Annotated in this window: 19 protein-coding genes; 14 read left to right on the top strand and 5 right to left on the bottom strand. The window is 69.2% G+C overall.

Annotation, left to right across the window (positions count from 1 at the left end; genetic code table 11):
- Window positions 1-97 precede the first annotated feature (97 nt).
- The 5 genes from ASE43_RS09005 to ASE43_RS08985 all read left to right on the top strand — a co-directional run bounded on the left by ASE43_RS09005 (window position 98) and on the right by ASE43_RS08985 (window position 4,917).
- On the top strand, window positions 98-829 hold the full coding sequence (locus ASE43_RS09005) for a DUF3348 domain-containing protein (protein WP_056178096.1): 732 nt from the start codon (window positions 98-100) through the stop codon (window positions 827-829).
- The gene (locus ASE43_RS09000) at window positions 810-2,906 is read left to right on the top strand and encodes a DUF802 domain-containing protein (protein ID WP_057160228.1); all 2,097 of its coding nucleotides are present in this window, start codon (window positions 810-812) and stop codon (window positions 2,904-2,906) included. Before ASE43_RS09005 ends, ASE43_RS09000 begins: the two co-directional genes overlap by 20 nt.
- Complete coding sequence (locus ASE43_RS08995; protein ID WP_056178090.1) at window positions 2,903-3,565, top strand: OmpA family protein; 663 nt, start codon at window positions 2,903-2,905, stop codon at window positions 3,563-3,565. Before ASE43_RS09000 ends, ASE43_RS08995 begins: the two co-directional genes overlap by 4 nt.
- A complete protein-coding gene (locus ASE43_RS08990; protein ID WP_057160227.1) occupies window positions 3,555-4,196 on the top strand; it encodes a DUF2894 domain-containing protein in 642 nt (213 codons plus the stop codon). Before ASE43_RS08995 ends, ASE43_RS08990 begins: the two co-directional genes overlap by 11 nt.
- Before the next feature lie 184 nt (window positions 4,197-4,380).
- Entirely contained in the window at window positions 4,381-4,917 is a 537-nt protein-coding gene (locus ASE43_RS08985) for a hypothetical protein (RefSeq protein ID WP_057160226.1), read from the top strand.
- Between the two features lie 21 nt (window positions 4,918-4,938).
- Here ASE43_RS08985 and ASE43_RS08980 read toward each other — a convergent pair whose 3' ends face one another.
- Complete coding sequence (locus ASE43_RS08980; RefSeq protein ID WP_057160225.1) at window positions 4,939-7,800, bottom strand: ThuA domain-containing protein; 2,862 nt, start codon at window positions 7,798-7,800, stop codon at window positions 4,939-4,941.
- Window positions 7,801-8,028: 228 nt separating this feature from the next.
- On the opposite strand from ASE43_RS08980, the gene ASE43_RS08975 reads away from it, so the two are divergent.
- The 5 genes from ASE43_RS08975 (at window position 8,029) to ASE43_RS08955 (ending at window position 13,791) form a co-directional block, all read left to right on the top strand.
- Complete coding sequence (locus ASE43_RS08975; protein ID WP_057160224.1) at window positions 8,029-8,424, top strand: BlaI/MecI/CopY family transcriptional regulator; 396 nt, start codon at window positions 8,029-8,031, stop codon at window positions 8,422-8,424.
- Window positions 8,421-9,791, top strand: coding sequence for a M56 family metallopeptidase (locus tag ASE43_RS08970; protein WP_057160223.1), 1,371 nt, complete (start codon window positions 8,421-8,423; stop codon window positions 9,789-9,791). The genes ASE43_RS08975 and ASE43_RS08970 overlap by 4 nt, the downstream gene beginning before the upstream one ends.
- A 78-nt stretch (window positions 9,792-9,869) precedes the next feature.
- A complete protein-coding gene (locus tag ASE43_RS08965) occupies window positions 9,870-11,936 on the top strand; it encodes a serine hydrolase domain-containing protein (protein ID WP_082607199.1) in 2,067 nt (688 codons plus the stop codon).
- Window positions 11,937-12,332: 396 nt separating this feature from the next.
- A complete protein-coding gene (locus ASE43_RS08960) occupies window positions 12,333-13,118 on the top strand; it encodes a thioredoxin family protein (RefSeq protein ID WP_057160221.1) in 786 nt (261 codons plus the stop codon).
- A 19-nt stretch (window positions 13,119-13,137) separates the two neighbouring features.
- On the top strand, window positions 13,138-13,791 hold the full coding sequence (locus ASE43_RS08955; protein WP_082607198.1) for a hypothetical protein: 654 nt from the start codon (window positions 13,138-13,140) through the stop codon (window positions 13,789-13,791).
- Window positions 13,792-13,898: 107 nt separating this feature from the next.
- On the opposite strand, the gene ASE43_RS08950 is transcribed toward ASE43_RS08955, so the two are convergent.
- From ASE43_RS08950 to ASE43_RS08935, 4 genes are all read right to left on the bottom strand, one after another.
- Window positions 13,899-14,435, bottom strand: coding sequence for an Ohr family peroxiredoxin (locus tag ASE43_RS08950; protein ID WP_057160220.1), 537 nt, complete (start codon window positions 14,433-14,435; stop codon window positions 13,899-13,901).
- A gap of 120 nt (window positions 14,436-14,555) precedes the next feature.
- The gene (locus tag ASE43_RS08945; protein WP_056178071.1) at window positions 14,556-15,326 is read right to left on the bottom strand and encodes an SDR family oxidoreductase; all 771 of its coding nucleotides are present in this window, start codon (window positions 15,324-15,326) and stop codon (window positions 14,556-14,558) included.
- 136 nt (window positions 15,327-15,462) lie between these two features.
- On the bottom strand, window positions 15,463-16,509 hold the full coding sequence (locus ASE43_RS08940; RefSeq protein ID WP_057160219.1) for a LysR family transcriptional regulator: 1,047 nt from the start codon (window positions 16,507-16,509) through the stop codon (window positions 15,463-15,465).
- Entirely contained in the window at window positions 16,506-16,778 is a 273-nt protein-coding gene (locus ASE43_RS08935) for a sigma factor-like helix-turn-helix DNA-binding protein (protein ID WP_057160218.1), read from the bottom strand. The genes ASE43_RS08940 and ASE43_RS08935 overlap by 4 nt, the downstream gene beginning before the upstream one ends.
- Before the next feature lie 175 nt (window positions 16,779-16,953).
- Here ASE43_RS08935 and ASE43_RS08930 point away from each other — a divergent pair, with 175 nt between their 5' ends.
- The 4 genes from ASE43_RS08930 to ASE43_RS08915 all read left to right on the top strand — a co-directional run bounded on the left by ASE43_RS08930 (window position 16,954) and on the right by ASE43_RS08915 (window position 20,623).
- Window positions 16,954-17,433: a carboxymuconolactone decarboxylase family protein gene (locus tag ASE43_RS08930; protein ID WP_056178064.1), complete on the top strand. Its 480-nt coding sequence runs from the start codon at window positions 16,954-16,956 to the stop codon at window positions 17,431-17,433.
- A gap of 65 nt (window positions 17,434-17,498) precedes the next feature.
- Window positions 17,499-17,912, top strand: a complete 414-nt coding sequence (locus ASE43_RS08925) for a cupin domain-containing protein (protein WP_057160217.1) — start codon at window positions 17,499-17,501, stop codon at window positions 17,910-17,912.
- A gap of 85 nt (window positions 17,913-17,997) precedes the next feature.
- A complete protein-coding gene (locus ASE43_RS08920) occupies window positions 17,998-18,882 on the top strand; it encodes an RNA polymerase sigma-70 factor (RefSeq protein ID WP_057160216.1) in 885 nt (294 codons plus the stop codon).
- A 745-nt stretch (window positions 18,883-19,627) separates the two neighbouring features.
- Window positions 19,628-20,623, top strand: coding sequence for a trypsin-like serine protease (locus tag ASE43_RS08915; protein WP_057160215.1), 996 nt, complete (start codon window positions 19,628-19,630; stop codon window positions 20,621-20,623).
- Window position 20,624: the final 1 nt, after the last annotated feature.

The following is a 20,624-nucleotide window of genomic DNA, read 5'->3' as shown; positions in this document are numbered from 1 at the left end:
CCGCCCGCATCCCCGGGCCGGCCCGGGCGCGGCCCAGCGTCGGCGCCCGGCATCCCCCCGCACCCTGTAAACTGGTCGTTTTTTGGCCAATCGATCTTTGGAAGCTCTACAACGGACACTGGTCCGTGGCCCGACGTTCATTCGCCTGCTCGCTCGCCTCACGGACGTCGACGTACCCCCTCCTCCCGCATCGCTGTCGGACCGATTGAGCGACTGGATCGACTGGACCCGCGCGGTCGCGTTGTCGCGGGTGCTGGATGCCGCCACACCGATGGCGGGCACGGGCGGGCCCGCGTTCGACGCGGTCGAAGAGGCCGCCTACGCCGCCACGCGCGCCTCGCTGACCAGCGCGATCGCCGGCTGCCTGCAGCTGTGCGCGACCGGACCGCAGGCCGCGGACACGCCCGAGGCCGAGCCCGACTACGCGGTGTTCCGCCAGCACTACCTGTCCACGCAGCGGGCGATGCTGACGGCGACCGGGCGTTGGCGCGGGCGCCTGCGCGACCTGCTCGGCGCGCGCTCGGCGCAACTGAGCCGGCTCGCCGACCTGGACGCGCTGATGGAAGCGGTGCTGAGCCCGCGCGAACAGGCCTTGCTGGCCGCGGTGCCCGGCCTGCTCGGCGAGCACTTCGAGCGTTCGCGCCTGGCCGCGCAACAGGCCCGGATCGAGGCGCCGATGGCGGCGTCCGATGCTTGGCTGGATGGTTTTCGCAGGGACATGCAGGGCGTGCTGCTGGCCGAACTGGATGTCCGTTTTCTCCCGCTGGAAGGCCTGCTTGCAGCGCTTCGCCCCCACCCCCAGGGACGTCATGTACAGACATTCGCTTGATTTCGTTGTGTTCTCGCTCGGCCTGGTGGCGGTGTGCTGGATCGGCGCCGGTTATCTGGGTTCGAACCCGCTGGGGCTGGCGGTCACCGCGTTGATCGCCGCCGGCTACATCGCCGGCGCGCTGGAACTGCTGCGCTACCGGCAGGCCACGGCCACGCTGGAACGCAGCCTGGGCGAGCTGTCCACGCCGCCTTCCAGCCTGGACAGCTGGCTCGGCCAGTTGGATCCCTCGCTGCGCAATGCGGTGCGTCAGCGCGTCGAAGGCCAGCGCCTGCCGCTGCCGGGCCCGGCGCTCACGCCCTATTTGGTCGGCTTGCTGGTGCTGCTGGGCATGCTGGGTACCTTGCTGGGCATGATGGCGATGCTGCGCGGCACCGGCATGGCGCTGGAAACCGCGACCGACCTGCAGGCCATCCGCGACTCGCTGGCCGCGCCCGTGCAGGGGCTGGGCTTCGCCTTCGGCACCTCGATCGCGGGCGTGGCGACCTCGGCGATGCTGGGTCTGCTGTCGGCGCTGCGCCGGCGCGAACGCCTGCGCGCGGTGCAAACGCTGGACGCGAAGATCGCCACCGACCTGCATGCGTACTCGCAGGCGCATCGGCGCGAAGAGAGCCTGCGTCTGCTGCAGCGTCAGACCGATCTGATGCCGACCCTGATCGATCGCCTGCAGACCATGATGGCGACCATCGAGCAGCACAGCCTGAGCGCGAACGAACGCCAGCTCGCCCAACAGCAAGCCTTCCACGCCCAGACCCAGGCGGTGTTCACGCAACTGGCGGCCTCGGTCGAGCAGTCCCTGCAGCACAGCGTCTCCGACAGCGTGCGCGTGGCCAGCGAGGCCTTGCAGCCGGTGATGCAGACCACGATGGCGGCGATGGCGCGCGAGACCGCCGCGCTGCGCGACAGCGTCGGCCTCGCCGTGGAGCGGCAGCTGCAGGGTTGGTCCAGCGGCCTGGAAACCGCCACCGGCAACATCGCCGAGATCTGGAACCGATCGCTGGCTCAGCAGCAGCAGACCCACGAAGCCCTCACCGGCGATCTGCGCGGCGCGCTGGATCAGTTCGGCGCCGGCTTCGAGCAGCGCTCGCTCGCGTTGGTGGACGGCGTGTCCACGCGTTTGGACGCGACCGCCGATCAGGTCGCACAGGCCTGGACCCAGGCGCTGTCGCAGCAACAGGACCTCAACGCCGGCCTGGCGACGCAGAACCAGAACGCGCTGAGCGCGGCGGCCGCCACCTTCGAACAGCACTCGGCCGCGCTGTTGCGCGCGGTGGATGCATCGCACGGCGAGCTGAAGACCGCGCTGGCGGCGCAGGACCAGCAACGCCTGAGCGCCTGGACCGAATCGCTGGCGTCGATGAGCGCCGCCTTGCGCCAGGATTGGGCACAGGCCAGCGCCGACACCGCGCAACGCCAGCGCGAGATCTGCGACACCCTGGCCCGCACCGCCGACGAGATCGGCACACGCGGCCAGGCGCACGCCAGCCAGACCATCGCCGAGATTTCGCGACTGGTGGATACCGCCTCGGAAGCGCCCAAGGCCGCCGCCGAAGTGATCGGCGAACTGCGCCAGAACCTGTCCGAGAGCATGGCCCGCGACACCGCGGTGCTGGAAGAACGCACCCAGCTGATGGCGACGCTGGACACCCTGCTGGCGGCCGTGAACCACGCGTCCACCGAACAGCGCGCCGCCATCGACGCGCTGGTCTCGACCTCGGCGGACCTGTTGGATCGGGTCGGCACGCGCTTCATGGGCCATATCGAATCCGAGACCGGCAAGCTCGGCGCGGTCGCCGACCAGGTCAGCGTAGGCGCAGTCGAAGTGGCCAGCCTGGGCGAAGCCTTCGGCGCCGCCGCGCGCGTCTTCGGCGAGGCCAACGACCAGCTCAGCGAGCGCCTGCAAGGCATCGAAGACGCGCTGCAGCGCTCGCTCGCGCGCAGCGACGAACAGCTGGCCTACTACGTCGCCCAGGCCCGCGAAGTCGTCGACCTGAGCCTGCTGGCGCAGAAGCAGATCGTCGAGGACATGCAGCAGCTGTCCGACCGACGCGCGGCCAACGGCGCCGCGGCGGCATGAGCGCGGATTTCAGCAGCGAGGTCGATGGCGACGCCGACGCCTCGGTGCCGGTGTGGGCCGCGTTCGGCGACCTGATGTCGATCCTGCTCGGCGCCTTCGTGCTGATCCTGGTCGGCGTGATCGCCGTGCAGCTGCAGCTGGAGATCAAGCTCAACCAGGAAATCGCGCAACGCAAGCTGGAAACCCAGCGCCGCCAGACCCTGGAGCGCGCCTTGGCCGTGCCCCTGGCGGCGGGCCGGATCACCCTGGTCGACGGGCGCATCGGCATCCGCGGCAGCGTGCTGTTCGCCCTGAACTCGGACCAGTTGCAGCCCGAGGGACGCGAGCTGCTCAAGAGCATCGCGCGCCCGCTCGCCGCCTACCTGCGCGAGCGCGACGAAGCCCTGATGGTGAGCGGCTACACCGACGACCGCCAGGTCAGCGACGCCAATCCCGAGTTCGCCGACAATTGGGAACTGTCGGCGCAGCGCGCGCTTACCGTGACCCGCGCCCTGATCGCCGAAGGCCTGCCCTCGTCCGCGGTCTTCGCCGCCGCCTTCGGCGCCGAGCAGCCGGTCAGCGCCAACACCAGCGCGGCCGGCCGCGCCAACAACCGGCGCGTGGAAATGGCGCCGGTGCCGCGCCTGCAGCGCACGCGCGCGTCCTCCGATGCGAAGTAAACCCTCGCCCGACCCCGCCATCCTCGATGCCTGGCGCGAGCGGGGCGCCGATCGCGTCGATCCCCTCGCCTTCCACTACATGACGGCGCTGCGCCGGCGCGCACCCGACTACGACGGCGAGGCGCGACGCGAGCTGGATCGCAAACTCGCCGACCTGATCGACGCCTACGCACGCCGGCTCGCGCGCAGCGAACCCGCCAGCGCCGAGCTGGAGCGCGAGCGCGGGCCGCTAGGCGCCTTGGCCGACGAACTCGCCCGTCGCGGCGACTCCCGCAATGGCGGCGCGGCGGAAGAGAGCGCGGCCCAGGGCGCCCCGCTACCGGAACTCGCCCTGCTCGGCGACTTCCGCACGCTGTGGGCGAATGTGCGCACCGACAGCCAGGTGCGGCGCTCGCTGGAACAGTCCTCCAGCCACGCCGGCCCGCTCAACTCCAGCCGCCTGGTGCATCGCTCGCTCAGCCTGATGCGCGAACTCTCGCCCGGCTACCTGCAGCAGTTCCTGGCCTACGCCGACGCCTTGTCGTGGCTGGAGCAGATGAACGGCAGCGGCGTGCTGGCGGCGCAGGATCCGCCGCCGCGCGAAAGCGGCAAGCCGCGCACGCGCAGCAAACCGCGCAAGCGCCGCGAATAGCGCCAGGGCGCACGGCGGCGGACCGCATCGTGTCCGTTGCCACCGCCAGCGAACCTGCGCGAAGATCGATCGCGACCCGCCGCTGCATCGCGGCGGCAGCCACCGGCGCGACTGCGACGCCTGTGTTGCAAGGACCCCCGTGCGCGATCGCGCCCGGGCCACGAAACAGACTTCGAGACGACACGTGAATACCCCTACGTTTTCGGCCGACATCCACAAAGGCAAGGTCCTGATCTCCTCGCTGTTCCTGTTCGCGCTGGGCCTGGCGGCCGCCTACATGGCCTACCGCGGACCCGACCCGAACAGCCTGAAGGCGATGCTGCGAAATCCCGCCATCTTCTATCCCATGACGGTGCTGGGCGCCCTGCTGTTCCTGGGCCTGGGCTTGCTCGGCATGGCGAAGCTGCGCGGCGGCAGCCCTTTGAGGGCCGGTCCGGAAGGGCTGGACCTGAGCGGCGATATCAAGATCCGCTGGAACGACATCGCCGGTATCGAGCGCTATACCGACTTCACCACGCCGTCCTTGAACGGCTACAAGGTGCTGCTGAAGGATGCGGATCGTTTCCTGGCCGCGCACCGCGATCACCGGCTCTACCAGCGCATGCTGTCCACGCACTCCACGGTGTCCACCCCGGTGGTCGTGTACACCAACAGCCTGCAGATGGACCACGACCGGTTCCAGCGCGTGGTCGGGCACTATCTCGCCACCGGCGCCGGCTGAAGCGTGCGCGGCGCAGGGCGCCTACCTGCGGCCGCGCCGCAGGTAGTCCGCCAGCTGTGCGATCTGTTCCGCGCTGAGGCCCGCCGCTTGCGGGCGCATCGCGCCTTCGCTCAGGGCATGGACGATGCGCTCGCGCGGATGACGGGCGATCACATCGCGCGGCGGGATGTTGCCCACGGCGTGGTCGTGACAGGCCGCGCAGCGTTGGCGGTAGATTTCGTCGACGGCCGCACCCGCCAACGTGCTCGAGGGCGCGGGCGGCACCACGGTCGCGACCGTGGGCGGCACGGGCGCCGGCCGACTTATGCGGCGCCCACCCAAACCGAAGGCCTGGATGCGGTCGGTGCCGACGTACACCTGGCCGCCGCCGAACGCCGGCTCGTTGTACTTGCCGCTGGTGTGCAGCTCGCCCGGCGCGCTGCGCCATAGCAGGCGCAGGCTCTCGGCCTCCAGGGCATACAGCACCGGGCGCGGCGCGTCGGCGCCGCTCAGCAAGGCCGAGCGCGGCGCATTCTCGTCCAGCACCCAGACGATCGCGTGCTGCGGCCCCCGGCTGTTGACCACGGGCGAGCCCGGGTTGGCCAGCACCAGCGAGGTCTGGCGTCGGTCTACTTCCAGGAACGGGGCCAGGCCCTTGCGACGCACCACCCGCAGACGCACCAGCGAAGGCGGCACACTGTCGGCCGAACCCGGCGCGCGCTTGCTGTTGCCGGTGACGAACAGATAGTCCGTGCCATGCCGATCGCGGAAGCTAGCCGGCAGCGAACGCGAACGCGCCAGGTCCAGGGCAGCGTCGCGTTCCGAATAGGGACCGAACACGTTCAAGGGCCCGCGCGCGCCGAACTGCGGTTGGCGCTGCGGCGGCAACAGGGACGCGTCGCTGGAGGCGTCATCGGAACAAGGCGGGCGCCGGTCTAGGCGGCCCGGCATGCGATCGCGATCGAGCAGATAGACATTGCCCTGCTTGCCGCCCACCGCGAGCAGGCGCCGTCGATCGCCGGAGCTCGCTTCCGGCAGCAGGATGGCGCCGCCGGAGCCCAGGTCGATATCCATCTTCGCGCTTTGGCAGTAATTGAACGGCGTATACGTACCGCTGAGGGCGAACCCATGCTTTTCTCCCGGCGGCGTCAGCTGCAGCACCGACTGGGTCCAGTCGTGGGCGCTGTCCTGATAGCCCTCGAAGCCGCTGCCGGTGACCACGTACACCCGGCCTTCGAGATCCACCGCGGGCCCGCCCGCGCCCCAGATGCCGCCGCTGCCGCGGTGCGGCATCGCCACCGCCGCGAACGCGCTGCTGACTTCGGCGCGTCGCGTATCCACCGCCACCAGCCAACCGGTTTCGCTCTCGCCGAACACCACGTACAGCTGCCCGCCATCGGGCGACAGGTTCAAGGCGCCGCGCTGCACGCGGAAATCGTGGCGACGCTTCGGCGGCAGGCGCCGCGGACCGGCATTCGCGTTCACGGCGTTGAAGCGTTCTTCGTCCAGTCGCACCGGCCAGCCGGGTTGCACCGCGCCGCTGCCGATATCCAGCGCATACGCCTGCCAGCGCGCGGCGGGATCGCAATGGGTCACATACAAACGCCCGCGCTTGGCGTCGATCACCGGCGTGCTCAGGATGCCGGTGGCGACGCCGTCCAGCGGCGCCGGCTGCAGATGGCAGGGCGCGCCCAGACGCGTGCGCCACAGAATCCGGCCAGCGGCGATATCGCCGCGTTGGGCCGCGGCGATGGCGTAGACGTAACCGCTATTGCTGGCCGCGATCACCACCGGGAAGACCTCTCCGCGCAGCGGCCCCTGGGTCAGGGTGAGGCGGTCCAGATACAACGGCGAGGCGTACAGGCGCGCGGGCTGGCCGTCCACGCCGTCCAGCGGCAGCGATTGCCAGACTTCGCCGAATCGCGTTTCGTCTACGTTCTGAGGCGTCAGCACGGCTTCGTCGCTGCGCCAGCCGGAGCGCGCCGCGTCGACATGGAACGTCGCACGCTGCGGACTCGCGGCGGCGACCGCCTCGGGCGGCTTATCGTCGGCCGGCAAACCGGCCGCCCGCAGCCCATCGCGCGGGATCTGCGCGCCGGCCGACCACGCGATCGCATTGAGCAACAGCGTCGCCAGCTGCGGTCGATCCAGTGCGCTGAGGTAATGCGCGCCGCTGTAGACGAAACCGCGACCGCCGCCGTCGCGCTCGAACGCCCAGGCCACGGTCACGTCCTCGACGCGATCGGCGATCACAGGTCGCCCCGCACGAAACTGCGGATGCAGCGTGGTCTTGAGCACCGGCAGGCGCTTGCCGCCGGCCGCCGCGAACCGGAACGTGGGATAGAACTCGTCGCGATAAGCGAACGCGGCCACGCCGCGGCTCAGCGACGCGCCTGTATCGGCCGGCAGCAACTGCGCCCACTCGGTGCTGCGGTCGAACATGCCCTCGCGGGCCCCGCCCAACCAACGCGCCAGGCCCAGGTCCTCGCCCACCGGCACCGTCGAGGACTGATGCAAGGCGACCAGGCCGACGCCGCGCTGCATCAGCGCCTCGAAGCGGCGGCGCCGTTGCGGATCGCGCAACGGATGACGATCCAGACCGTCGAAGTACCAGACCACGGTGTCGGCGCCGTCCAGCGCGCGCGGGTCCTGCGGCCAGCCGTCCGGATAGGCGACCACGCGCAGCGCGGCGCGCGCGTCCGGCGAGGCCTCGATCAGCGCCTGCAGCTTGCGTACGCCTTGCGGATAATCGTGCTTGCCCGGCCCTTCGCTGGCCGCCCCGCCGATGATGACCACCGTGCGCGGCGGCTCGGCGCAGGCCGACAGCAGGACGCAGACCGACAGCGCCGCTGCGTGCCTCCAACCGCGCCAACGCGCGGCGGGGCGGGCCTTGCGCACGCTCATCGACGCCTCTCCCAAGGACCGGCCGCACTCGGGCCTGAGCGCATCCTAGTCCCGTCGCTCTGCGGCAAGCGGCGGGCCGATCTATGTTCAATCGACAGTTTTTGTTTGCGATGCGGCGCGACGATGCCGCGATCGATCGCGCAGCCGGCACCACGACTAATTACATAGTTGACAAGCCATTCAGGGCGGCCTAGGCTGGCAACAACTAATGAATTAGTGGCGATACCCATGGCCCGACCCACGGCGCAATCGGTGACCGAAGCAGAGCAAGCGATCCTGGAGGTGCTGTGGGAACTCGGCGAAGCCTCGGTGCGCGAAGTCGCCAATGCCCTGGCACGGCAAAAGCCCGTCGCCTACACCACCGTGCTGACCATGCTCGGCATCCTGCATAAGAAGGAGCTGGTGACGTTCCGGCAGGAAGGACGCGCCTTCATCTACCGCCCCGCCCTGACCAAGGCCGACGTACGCGAACGCGCGCTCAGCCATCTGATGACGCAGCTGTTCGACGGCTCGCCGGAAGCGCTGGCCCTGCACCTGATCGAGAACCACGACGTCGACCCCGGCAAGATCGCGGCGCTGCGCGACAAGGTTCGTGCGGCGCGGAAGCAGGAGAAGGCGCGATGACGCAGCTGCTGTTCTGGTTGCTGAACTACGCGGTCGAGCACCTGCTGCTCTGCCTGATCGTCGCGCCGCTGCTGTACCTCGCGATCCGGACCGGCGCGGTCGCCCCCGGCAAACGCGCCGCGCTGTTGCTGTTGGCCTTCGCCTTGACCGTGATAGGCCCCGCGATTCCCTTGCCGACGACACAGCTGGGCCACTCGATCGTTCCGGCTTCGTCTTCGAGTCAACCGCGCGCAGCCGAACCCGCCGCGGCCGATCCCGGCATGGCGCTCATGACTGCCCAGCAGCGCGACGCCATGACGATCGCTCCGGAGCTGGCCGCGCTGCTGATCTCGCTGTGGCTGGCAGGCGCCGCCTGGGGCCTGGCGCGCCTGTTGTCGGCGCAGGCCGGCGCGCGGCGCGTCCTGGCCGCATCGCAGCGCTCGCACGAACTCGAACACAGGTATCGACATGCGATTCCCGCAGGCACGCAGATCCATGTCTCGCCCTCGTTCGGGCCGGCGGCGCTAGGCATCGCGGCTCCGAAGATCGTCCTGCCTCGCGAACTGGCCACCTCGTTGCCGGACGACGCGCTGCGCGCGGTGCTGCTGCACGAGGCCTCGCACATCCGGCGCAAGGACCTGCCGATACTGCTGATGCAGCGTCTGGCGCTAGCGCTGTTCTGGTGGAACCCGATTCTGCGACTGATGGGTGCCGCCATCGACTCCGCGCGCGAGATCGCCTGCGATCTGCGCGCGTCGCGGGCCTACGGCGCGTCCGTCGACTATGCCGAAGCCCTGCTGCTGTCGATCGAGCACCTCGCTCCGGCGCAACCGCGACGCGATGCGCAGGCGCTGTGCGCCGCCGCGTCCCTGGCAACACTGGACGAGCGTATCGATGCGATCATCGAGGCGCCGAAGACGCCGACGTGGGCCGCCACGGCGACCCTGTTGTCCGTGAGCGTCGCGCTGATCGTCCTGTGGGTCGCGGCCGACATCGCGGCACCGCGCATCGCCTTGAAGCATCCCGTCGCCGCTAGCGCCGAATCGGTCCGAACGTCGGCGCAAGCGCCCTCGCGCCATCGCACCGCCGCGCCGACGACAGTGACGGATCCCGATGCCGTCGTCGCCCTGCACGACGAATACTCCCAGTTCCTTTACGCCAGCCACGACGACTATACCCAGACCCTGACTAAGCTCATGGACGCTTACGGCCAGGAGCTTGCTGCGCTGGAGCGGACGGCGCCGCAAGCAGACCGCGATGCGCGCCTCGACCGCTTGAATCGGGACTACAGCCGCCTGCATGCGGCCGCCGAGTCGCGCTACCGCATCGCGACCGCGCAGGCCGAAGCCAAATTCCTGGCCGGACAGCAGTCGCTGGGCTATCCCTGACACCTTGGCCCCGCGGCCCAATCGCCGTTTCCCGCAACCGCCGTACGTCCCGCGCACAGACCGACTAGGGGTTCCAACATGAAACGACGCCATTGGTGGCCCTGGGCCGCCCTGGGATGTCTATTGCTTCACGCCAGCTGCGTTGGCGCGTTCGCGGGCACCGACACCGCCCGTCCGGCGCCGACCGAAGTGTTGAGCGAAGACGCTTGGAACCGAACCGTATCGGGCGTGCGCTATATCACGCCCGCCGGCTGGACCGGACAAACGCATGGCGCCTTGACCGTGATGCGCACGCCGGCGGAGGACGCCAGGATCGCGATCGTGGACGTCGCCGCCCAGTCCGCGGACGAAGCCATCGCATCGGCATGGAAGCACTATCGGCCCACCGCCGCGCCTAGCCTGCCTGACGCGCGCGACCGTCCGCTGCGCAATGGCTGGTCGTCCGTGCGCAGTTACGACTACGCAAACGCAGCACAGCCGAATCGCGTGCTGCGCGCCCAACTCCTGCACGAGGGCGATACCTGGATCGTCGTGATCCTGGACCTGCCGTCCGAGGCCATGAGCCGACGCGAAGCCCAAGTCACGCGCGTGCTTTCCAGCCTGCGCGCCAGGAACTACGTGCCCGATACCCTGGCGGGCAAGCCAGCGCACGCGCTGGACGCGGACCGGATCGCGGCCCTGCTGCGCTTCCTGGAGGACGCGCGCACGCGCCTCGGGATCCCGGGCGTCGCCTTGGGCGTCGTCCAAAACGGCGAGGTGAAATACGCCGGCGGCCTCGGCGTCCGCAAGCTCGGCAGCGACGAAAAGGTCGACGCCTCCACGCGCTTCCTGACCGCCTCGGTCACCAAGCCCATGACCTCGCTGATGCTGGCCAAACTGGTCGACAGGGGCGAACTGGATTGGAACGCGCCCGCCGCGCGCCTGCTGCCTTCGTTCAAGGTCGGCGACCCGGCACTGACGAAACGAATCCGCGTGCGCAACCTGCTGTGCGCCTGCACCGGCATACCCGCGCAAGACATGGAATGGGCGCTGTCCGGCGACGAGTTGAAGCCGCAAGACGTATTGGGCCTGTTGGCGGGCATCCGGCCCACGGCCGAAATCGGCGAGCTGTACCAGTATTCCAATCTGATGGCCGTCGCGGCGGGCTACCTCGGCGCCCACGTCGCGCACCCCGAGCTGCCCTTGGGCGAGGCCTACGACCGCAGCATGCAGGAGTTGGTGTTCGATCCGCTGGGCATGCGCTCGACGACCTTCGATTTCGAGCTCGCGCAACGCGGCAACTTCGCCTCGCCGCACGGCCTCACCATCGACGGCGACCTCGCCGTGGCCGCGATGGGCTACAACCGGATGTCGATCCCGATGCGGCCCGACGGCGGCGCCTGGAGCAACATCGACGACCTCAACCGATACCTGCGCATGGAACTGGCCTCCGGGCGACTGCCGCAAGGCGGCCGCTACATCGGCGAACAAGCGCTGCACGAACGTCTGAAGCCTCAGGTCGCGCGCGGCGGTATGGACCAGTGGTACGGCATGGGCCTGAAAACCGATCGCCGCGCCGGCATCCTGCAAGTGACCCACGGCGGCAGCATGGCCGGCTACCAGGCCGAGATCTTCTGGCTGCCGGAGATCGACGCCGGCTATGTGCTGCTGATGAACGCCGATGCCGGCGCGCAGCTGCGTGGATTCTTCGCCGATCGCTTTCTGGAGCTGCTGTTCGACGTGGACCGCGGCGCCGCCGCGACCTTGGACGCGCTGCCCGCCCGCCTGAAACGCGAGCGCGAGGCGCATCGCGCCCAGCTCGCGCCGCTGGACGCCGAGACCCTGCGGCGACTGGCGCCGGTGTACTCCCACCCCACGCTGGGCTCGATCCGCATCGTCACCGAAGGCGCCAAGACCTGGTTCGATTTCGGCGGCTGGCGCACCGAGGTGCTCCTGAACCGGGACGACGCGGACACCGTGATCGAATCGATCTCGCCCAGCGTCGCCGGATTCCGGTTCACCGCGACGCAGCGCGACGGTGCGCGCGCCCTGGTGCTGGACGACGAGCAAAGGACCTACACCTTCCTGGAGGGCGATCGCCCCCTGTCGCTCGCCGCCCCGCCCGACGCCACCACCGGAAACGACCGGCCCGAGCGTTCGCCCTAGGCGAGCGCTCGCCGGCGGAGCACCGCAAACTGCGCTCAAGCGGCCATCGCCTCGCGGCAGCGGGCCGCACAGCAACCAGGCCGTTCCGCCCGCCGCATTCGCGACAATCCTGTTACTCCCCGCCGCGCCGATCGCTGGGTACATTGCTCCCACGGCGCCGCCGTTGGCGCCATCGGACATCGGGATCAGGCGCCGAACCGGCAGCACGGCCGACCGAGCATCGGCGGACGTCGCCGAATCCCCGCCCCGCGGACCGCCCGAGCGTCGGGTCCGCGCCGCGCCCGCAAGCGCTCCGCCTTCCTCCGGCCAACGGATCGGAGACGGGCGCGCCTTGCCCGCACGCCGCCGATTCCGTGCCCGCTCACCATCACCGACCCCCGGGTCCAGGAGCACCGCATGAACGCCGCACTTGCCGAAACCCACCTCGCCGATCATCCCGTCGTGTCCAAGGAATCCTGGCTGGCCGCGCGCAAGGCGCTGCTGGCGCACGAGAAGGAACTCACCTGCCTGCAGGACCGGATCGCGCGCGAACGCCGTGCGCTGCCGTGGCTGCGCGTCGACAAGGACTACCGGTTCGACACCCCCGACGGCCCGCGCCGCCTCGCCGATCTGTTCGAGGGCCGCCGTCAGTTGCTGGTGCAGCACTTCATGTTCGCGCCGGGCTGGGAGCAAGGCTGCAAGAGCTGTTCCTACATGGCCGACCATAACGACGGCGCCAATCTCCACCTCGCTCAGCGCGATGTGACGCTGCTGGTGGTATCGCGTGCGCCGCTGTCCGATATCCAGCGCTTTCGCGAACGCATGGGCTGGCGGTTCAAGTGGGTGTCCTCGTACGGAACCGACTTCAATCGCGACTTCGGCGTCAATTTCAGCGCGGACGAAGTCGCCGACGGCAACGCCGACTACAACTACACGATTCAGCGCTTCCCGCACGAGGAGGCGCCCGGCATCAGCGTGTTCTATCGCGACGATGCGGGCCAGGTCTTCCATACCTACTCGCGCTACGGCCGCGGCGTGGAAGCGATGATGCACACCTACGCCCTGCTGGACCTGACACCCAAGGGGCGCGACGAAGACGGCCTGGACTATCCGATGGCCTGGGTACGCCATCACGATCGCTACGCATCCGAGGCGCCAGCAAAGGCGCCGACGGCGGCCGCGTGTTGCGCGTCTCAATCCTGACCGGTCGCAGGCGCGCATCGTGAGCGGCTTATGGCCATGGCTGGCGGTCGCCGGACTGGGCGCGCTGCACGGGCTGAGTCCGACCAGCGGCTGGATGTTCGCCGCCGCCTCGGGCCTGGGCTCGCGCGACAGCGCCCGGGCACGCCTTGCCCTGCTGCCCATCGCGATCGGACACGCCGCCTCGGTGGCGATCGTGGTGCTCGCGGTCGCGCAAGGCGTGCTGGTCGACCGTGGCCGGGTGCAGGCATTCGCGGGCGCCCTGCTCGTCGCCCTGGCGTGCTACCGCTGGCTGCATGGCGCCATGCCGGGCGAAGAGCGGCGCGGCAGCACCGCTGTCCGCGTCCATGCGCATGCCGGTCACGCCGGCATGGCGCTGTGGTCCTGCCTAATGGCCACGGCGCACGGCGCCGGACTGATGCTGGTTCCGGCGCTGGTGCCGCTGTGCATGTCGGACACGCCGGCGCGCGAAATCACGTCCACCGGTTCGCTGACCCTGGCTCTGGCCGCGGTCGCGCTGCACATGACCGCCATGCTGATCACCACCGGCACCATCGCCGTCGGCGTTTGCCGCGGAGCCGCCAGGTTCCCGACCCTGCTGAGTGCGAGCGCGCGGCGCCCGCTCTGGATCGCCACACTGGCGGCCGCAGGCACGCTGTTGATGGTGCTGCGTTAGCGCAGGCGCCGACGCCGGCTCCGATCGGGCGTGAAGCGCGTGCAGCACCTGTGGATCATGCGTCGACGCGGACGGCTGGCGCGGCCGCGATAACGAACGCGCGTCGCTCACGCAGGGTCCGCGCGACCGGCGGACGACGACATTTCGGGCTCGCTGGCCAGCACCACCACGTGATCGATGCCATGGCGCAACATCTTGGCGTAGGGGCAGACGCGCTCGGTGTTGCGCACCAGTTCGGCGGCCAGCGCGCGCTCCACGCCGGGCAGGCTCACGCGGATGTCGGCCGACAGCAGGAATAGGCCATCCATGGGGTCGCGCGCGAAGGTCACCGCCGCCTCCACGGCCACGTCCCTCAACGCCACGCCCGCGCGAGTGGCCAGCAGCAGGAGCGCGCCGTGGAAGCAGGCCGCATAGCCCGCCGCCAGCAGCTGTTCGGGATTGCTGCCGCCACCGTGCCCGCCCAGTTCGACCGGCAGGCGCAGATGCGCATCGAGTGCGCCGTCGTCCGAGCGCACCACGCCGGACGCGCGCCCGTGCGCGGCCTCGCCGCCGGTCACGCGCACGCGTCCGGTGTACAGCGCCAGGGTTTCGTCGCCGTGGTACTTGTCCAGCAAGCTCGGCGAGGGCGGCTGCAAGGGGCTCATGCGCGACGGGTGTCCGTGTCGGGTTCGACCGATACCTTGCAGCCGCGGCGCGGGCGCGTGGCGCGTTCGCGCGCACGCGGGTTGCGATGGCCGATGGATGCGCGGGCTGCGCTTGCGCGCTCAGGCGCGCGGGACGTAGCGCGCGTACTCGGACTGTTCCAGCCAATGCTCGAAGTTCAGCGCGCCCTGCCAGGCCGGCCCGGCAGGCACCAGGGTGTCGTTCTGCAATTCGGCGCCGAAGTAGCGCGCATGCGCGTCGCCGACCACCTCGCGCGGGTCCTGGACGATGTTCATGAAACGCTGCGCCAGATCGGACAAGGGCTCGCGCACCGGGCCGGCGATCTCGACGATGCCGTTGGCCGGCGCCTGCAAGGCCAGCCGCGCGACCGCCGCGGCCACGTCTTCCGAGGCGATCGGCTGGATCAGCGCCGTCGGCAGGCGCACCGTGTCGCCCTCGCTGCCGGACTGAATGATGCCGGGCAGAAACTCGAAGAACTGGGTGGAGTGGACGATGGTGTAAGGCAGGCCGGACGCGCGGATCAATTCCTCCTGCGCGCTCTTGGCGCGGAAGTAGCCGCTGGCGGACAGCTTTTCGGTACCCACCACCGACAAGGCCAGATGATGGCCCACACCCGCGCGCGCTTCGGCCGCCAGTACATTGCGGCCTGCGGTCTGGAAGAAGTCCATGACCGCGGCATCCTCGAACGAGGGCGAATTGGCCAAGTCCACCACCGCATCGGCGCCCGCCATCGCGGTGTCCAGGCCCTCGCCGGTCAGGATGTTGACGCCGGTCGACGGCGCCGCCGCGACCGCCTCATGGCCCTGCTCGCGCAGGCGCGAGACCACCTTGCTGCCGATCAGTCCGGTGCCACCGATGACGACGAATTTCATGTTCCACCTCTTGAGGTCCTGAAGGGGGAGCCGGTGTCCGTAGGCGTCACCGGCGACTGCGCAACGATGCTAGGCGCCGCGCGCGGCCCGCAGTAGCCACGCAACCGGCTGCATGGTGTTTCCCGGCGCGCACCAATCAGGCGGCTTCGTCCTCGACCGCGCGCGCCCACATCGCCTCCGCACGCGCCGCCGGCTGCGCCGGCAGGCGGCTCAAGTGCTCGACGCAATCCAGATTCAGCGCGCGCACCTGGCCGGTGACGAAGTCGATGAAGGCGCGGATGCGCTTGGGCAGCTGGCGCCGGCTCAGGTAGCACAGGTAATGCCCGCGATCGTCGGGCGCGTATTGGTTCAGCGCGAACCGCAGCGCGCCCTGGCGCAGGGCATCGCAGACCTGGAAGCCCGGCATCTGCGCCAGGCCCTGTCCGTCCAGCACCGCCTGCAGGATCAGATCGTCGTCGTTGAACACCAGATCGCTGGTCGGCAGCAGGCTGTGAGCGCGGCCCTCAAGCTTGAAGTCCCAACTGCGCAGACGTCCGTTGGGCAAGCGGCGATTGATGCAGGCATGCGCGTCCAGATCGGCGACGGACGTGGGCAGACCGTGGCGACGCGCATACTCCGGCGAGGCGCAGACGAACATCTGCATGGGCACCAACTGCTTGGCGATCACCTGGCTGTCGTCCAGGCGGCCGTCGCGGAAGGCCACATCGACGCGGTCCGTGGCCAGATCGGCCTCGCGTTCGTCCAGGATCAGCTCGATGGCGATGCCCGGGTAGCGCAGGCGGAACTCGCGCATCAGCGGCGCCAGCACCTTGCGCCCGAAGCCGTGCGTCGCCGCGATCCGCAGCTGTCCGCGCGGCGGTCCTTCGCGCAGATCGCGCATGTCCTCCAGCGCCTGCTCGATGCGCTCCACGCCGGGGCGGCAGTTCTCGAAGAACAGCTCGCCCTCGCTGGTCAGCGAGGTGGACCGGGTGGTGCGCGAGAACAAACGCGCGCCCAACTGGCCTTCCAGCTTCTGCACGCTGCGGCTCACCGCCGAACGGCCCACGCCCAGGCGGTCGGCCGCGCGCGCGAAGCTGCCCTCGGTGGCCACCGCGATGAAGGCCATCACGCCGGCATAGCTGGCGGAGAAGCTGGATTCCAGTGGGAGCTGGCGTTCCAGGGTGTCTGACAGGTTGGCGCTCATCGCGACGTGACCTTCGCTTTCGGACTCAACGGTGGCATGCGGGTGCGCGCATGCGCTCGCGCGTACTCCACATGGCTGCGGCAGACCTGCGCCGGCTGGCCGATCAGCCGGGCGATGTCGTCGTAGCCGGCCTCGAACACCTCATGCAGCAAGAACGCGGCCCGCACCTCCGGCGCCAACAGATTCAGCGCCGCCCTGAATTCGGACCAGACGCGGTCCACATTCGAGGCAGTCGCTGGCGTTTCGAAGTCGTCCTGGGGGTAGCTCATACGACAAGGACGCAGCCGCGGGCCGTTTTGTTACAGCGCCTTCGCATTGGTGCGCCGCGCTCAACACCGCGCGTCCGCGCGGCGACCTACCGGCGCGGTCCGGTCCTGCCTAGATTGGCCGCCAACCGGTCGGGCCCGCGCCTGCCGGCGCCCCTCACCCACTGGAGCTTTCGCCATGAGCCAACGCGTCGATTACCAGCAGCAGTCGCCCGAGCTGTTCAAGAAGCTCGTCGAATTCAGCCTGCTCACCCACAAGTCGTCGATCGAACAGTCGATCCGCGACCTGGTCAACATCCGCGCATCGCAACTGAACGGCTGCGCCTTCTGCCTCGACATGCACATCAAGGAAGCCACCATCCACGGCGAGCGCCCGCTGCGTCTGCACCACATCGCGTCGTGGCGCGAATCGCAGCTGTTCGTCCCGCGCGAACGTGCGGCCCTGGCCTGGACCGAGGCGCTCACCCAGTTGTCCCCGCTGGGCGTGCCGGATGAGGTCTACGATCGCGTGCGCACGCAGTTGTCCGAGAAAGAGATCTCCGACCTGAGCTTCGACGTCATGGCGATCAACGCCTGGAACCGCGTCAACGTCGGCTTCCGCACCGTGCCCGGCAGCGCCGACCAAGCCTTCGGCCTGGACAAGGCGCAATTGTCCTGAAAGCGGGCGCCACGCGCCCGGCCCATCCCACACCGCCCCGCGGCGGTCACACAGGAGTCCCCCGCATGCGCATTCCCCCTTCCCTGAGCCTGCTCGCCCTGCTGTGGACGGGCGCGGTCGCGGCGCATGGCCAGACCGGCAGCGACGCCCCGCATCCCACGGTCGCGCCGGTCATGAGCCAGGCCTTGCCCGATTACCCGGGCAAAGAAGCGCTGATGCTCACCGTCGAGTACCCGCCCGGCGGCGCCGACCCGGTTCACCGCCACGACGCGCACGCCTTCGTCTATGTGCTCGAAGGCTCGATCGTGATGGGCGTGGCCGGCGGCAAGGAGGTCACGCTGACGCCTGGGCAGAGCTTCTACGAAGGCCCGGGCGACCTGCACACCGTCGGCCGCAACGCCAGCCGCGACAAGCCGGCCAAGTTCGTCGTGGTGCTGCTCAAGGACATCGACAAGCCCGCATTGATCCTGTCGCCCTGAGCCGGCGACGAAGCGTCGGGCCGGCTCCACGCCGGCCCGACGTTTCATCCGTCACAATCGGGCTTCCTCGTGCGACCTTGGTTTTATGGAAGGCGCGACTCACACCTTTACCCAGCTCCAGCCCCGCCTGCTAGGCGTGGCCTACCGCATGCTCGGCTCCCTGGCCGAGGCCGAGGACGTGGTCCAGGACGTCTGGCTGAGCTGGAACGAAGCCGCCTCCGAGCAGGTCGCCGATCCCGAGGCCTGGCTGGTGATCGCCACCACCCGCCGTTCCATCGACCGCCTGCGCCGCGTGCAAAGCCGGCGCGAGCACTACGTCGGCATCTGGCTGCCCGAGCCCATCCTCACCGAAAGCCCGGCCACGCCCGAGGAGCTGCAGGAAGCCTCCAGGGACTTGTCCATCGCCTTCCTGACCGTGCTCGAACGCCTCGCCCCCGAAGCCCGCGCCGCGTTTCTGCTGCGCGAGGTCTTCGACGCCGACTACACCGACATCGCCAGCACCCTGGACAAGAGCGAAGCCGCCTGCCGCCAGATCGTGCACCGCGCCAAGAGCCAGCTGCGCGAGGAACGCCCGCGCTACGTGGTGTCCGCAGAAGCCCACCGCCAGCTGATGCGCCGCTTCACCGAGGCGTGGACCAACGCCGACTTCCGCGCCATGAAGGACTTGATGGCCGAGTCCGCGGTCCTGGTCGGCGACGGCGGCGGCATCGTCACCGCCCTGCCCAAGCCCATGGTCGGCGGCGACCGCATCGCCCAGCTGCTGTTCGCCTGCACCCTGCGTCGCAAACACGAACTGCGCCTGCAGCTGGCGACCATCAACGGCCGCATGGGCGTGCTGCGCTACTTCGGCGACCAACTGGAGTCCGCGCAGTCCTACGACACCGACGGCGAACGGATCCTGCGGGTGTATGTGCAGCGCAATCCGGAGAAGTTGCGGCGGATCGCGGCGTCGAGCACGCTCATACACTGATCGCGACGCGGCACCAGTCGCGCCTTCGCACACGGCGGACGCCGCAAGCTGGACTCCGCAAAAATCCGCGCTCGCAGACGGACTCAGTACGGAATCGCGATGCTGAACCTTCAAAGAAGTTAAAAACGTTGTTTGCGGTAAACACGCCGATGCGCCTCAGACGCGATCTACGCGATGCCGGGTGATCGACTCCGCTCATGTTTGAGCATTTGTGAGTCGCATCACGACGGACACATTCTTTAGAGCGTAATTAAGTCGCGCAAGAAATGGACTTTCTCACCACGCACGCGCGGTTGATGCAGTAGCGATCAGCCGTCCGGACATGGAGGTCGCTATGCGCATCAACGCAGGCGCAGGCCCGATAGTCTTCGCGGCCGCCCGTTTCACGCTGGGTCTTGTCGTCTACGAGCTCAGGCCGCCTCCCAGGCGCGCCCTGGCCGCGCGCGCCTGATCGAACCGATCACGCTCGACGCCCCGCAGCGACGACCGCAGCCGCGACGTTCGGCACGCAGCGAGCGAGCGCGGGTGCCCGTCCGCATGCGGCTTCAGACACCGGTATCGGCGGCGCGTCGCCAGATGCGCTGTCCGCGCGGCCATGGACGGCCGCATAGGCGAAACGGACAGCCCCGCGTCCGTTCCGTCGGAGCCGGTCCGGGCTTGCGCTCGAATCGCTCAGGTCGAGGGTGCAGGACGCGCTTGCTCGACCACCCGTTAAAGGACTACCCCACCACAAACGGAGCTTGTTATGAAAACGCTAGTCGCGCTGAGTTTGGTGCTGTTGATTTCGGTCCCGGCGATGGAGACGGCGCAAGCCAAGGAGCCTTCATTCCGGAAGTTGAACGAAAAAGCCCGGTTCATCCATGGCGGCAATCTGGTGACGCGCGCGTTGCCGGAAATGGGCATCGCCACCGACGCCCGCCAGCAGACGCCCGGCCAGAAGGCGGCCGGTCTGAGCACCATCATGGTCACCCGCAACGGCGACCAGTACGAATCGCGCATGGATCCGGAAGATGTCGCGATCTTCGAGCAGGCCATCAGCGACCTCGAAATGATCGGCCGCACCTCCACCAGCATGAACACCCCGCCCAAGCTGCCGCTGCGCTTCGGCAGCAACATGGTCGGGCCCACCGTCGTGATCGGCCCGGACAACCGCGTGCAAGTGACCAATACGGTCGCCTCGCCGTACTGGCATATCGGCCGCATCGCGATCGGCTGCACCGGCACCCTGATCACGCCGAAGCACGTGCTCACCGCCGGGCACTGCGTGTCCAACGGCGCCGGCACCTGGTACTCCGATTTGAACTTCACCACCGCCCAGAACGGCAGCTACCAGCCCTGGGGCACAACCAGCTGGGCCCGCGCCGTCACCACGACGGCCTGGCACAACAGCGCCGACAGCAACTACGACTACGCGCTGATCGTGCTCAGCTCGGCCCCGCACGGCGGCAACTCCGGCTGGGGCGTGTACTCGGGCGGCACCCACACCATCAGCGGCTATCCGGGCGACAAACCCCTGGGCACGATGTGGACGCACTCCGGCACGGTCTCGACCAGCGGTTCCTACCGGTTGTGCTACACCATCGACACCTTCGGCGGTAACAGCGGCAGCGGCATCGCCAGCGACGGCGGCGTCAACGTGCGCGGCATCCACACCACGGGCTCGTCCACGCAGAACTGCGGAACGCGGTTGACCAGCACCGTCTACAACCAGCTGCAGAACTGGATCGCCACCTATCCCTGAC

Source organism: Lysobacter sp. Root983 (genome assembly GCF_001429345.1).
In the GTDB taxonomy this organism is placed as follows: Bacteria; Pseudomonadota; Gammaproteobacteria; order Xanthomonadales; family Xanthomonadaceae; genus Lysobacter.
This window is presented reverse-complemented; position numbering and strand designations above follow the sequence as displayed.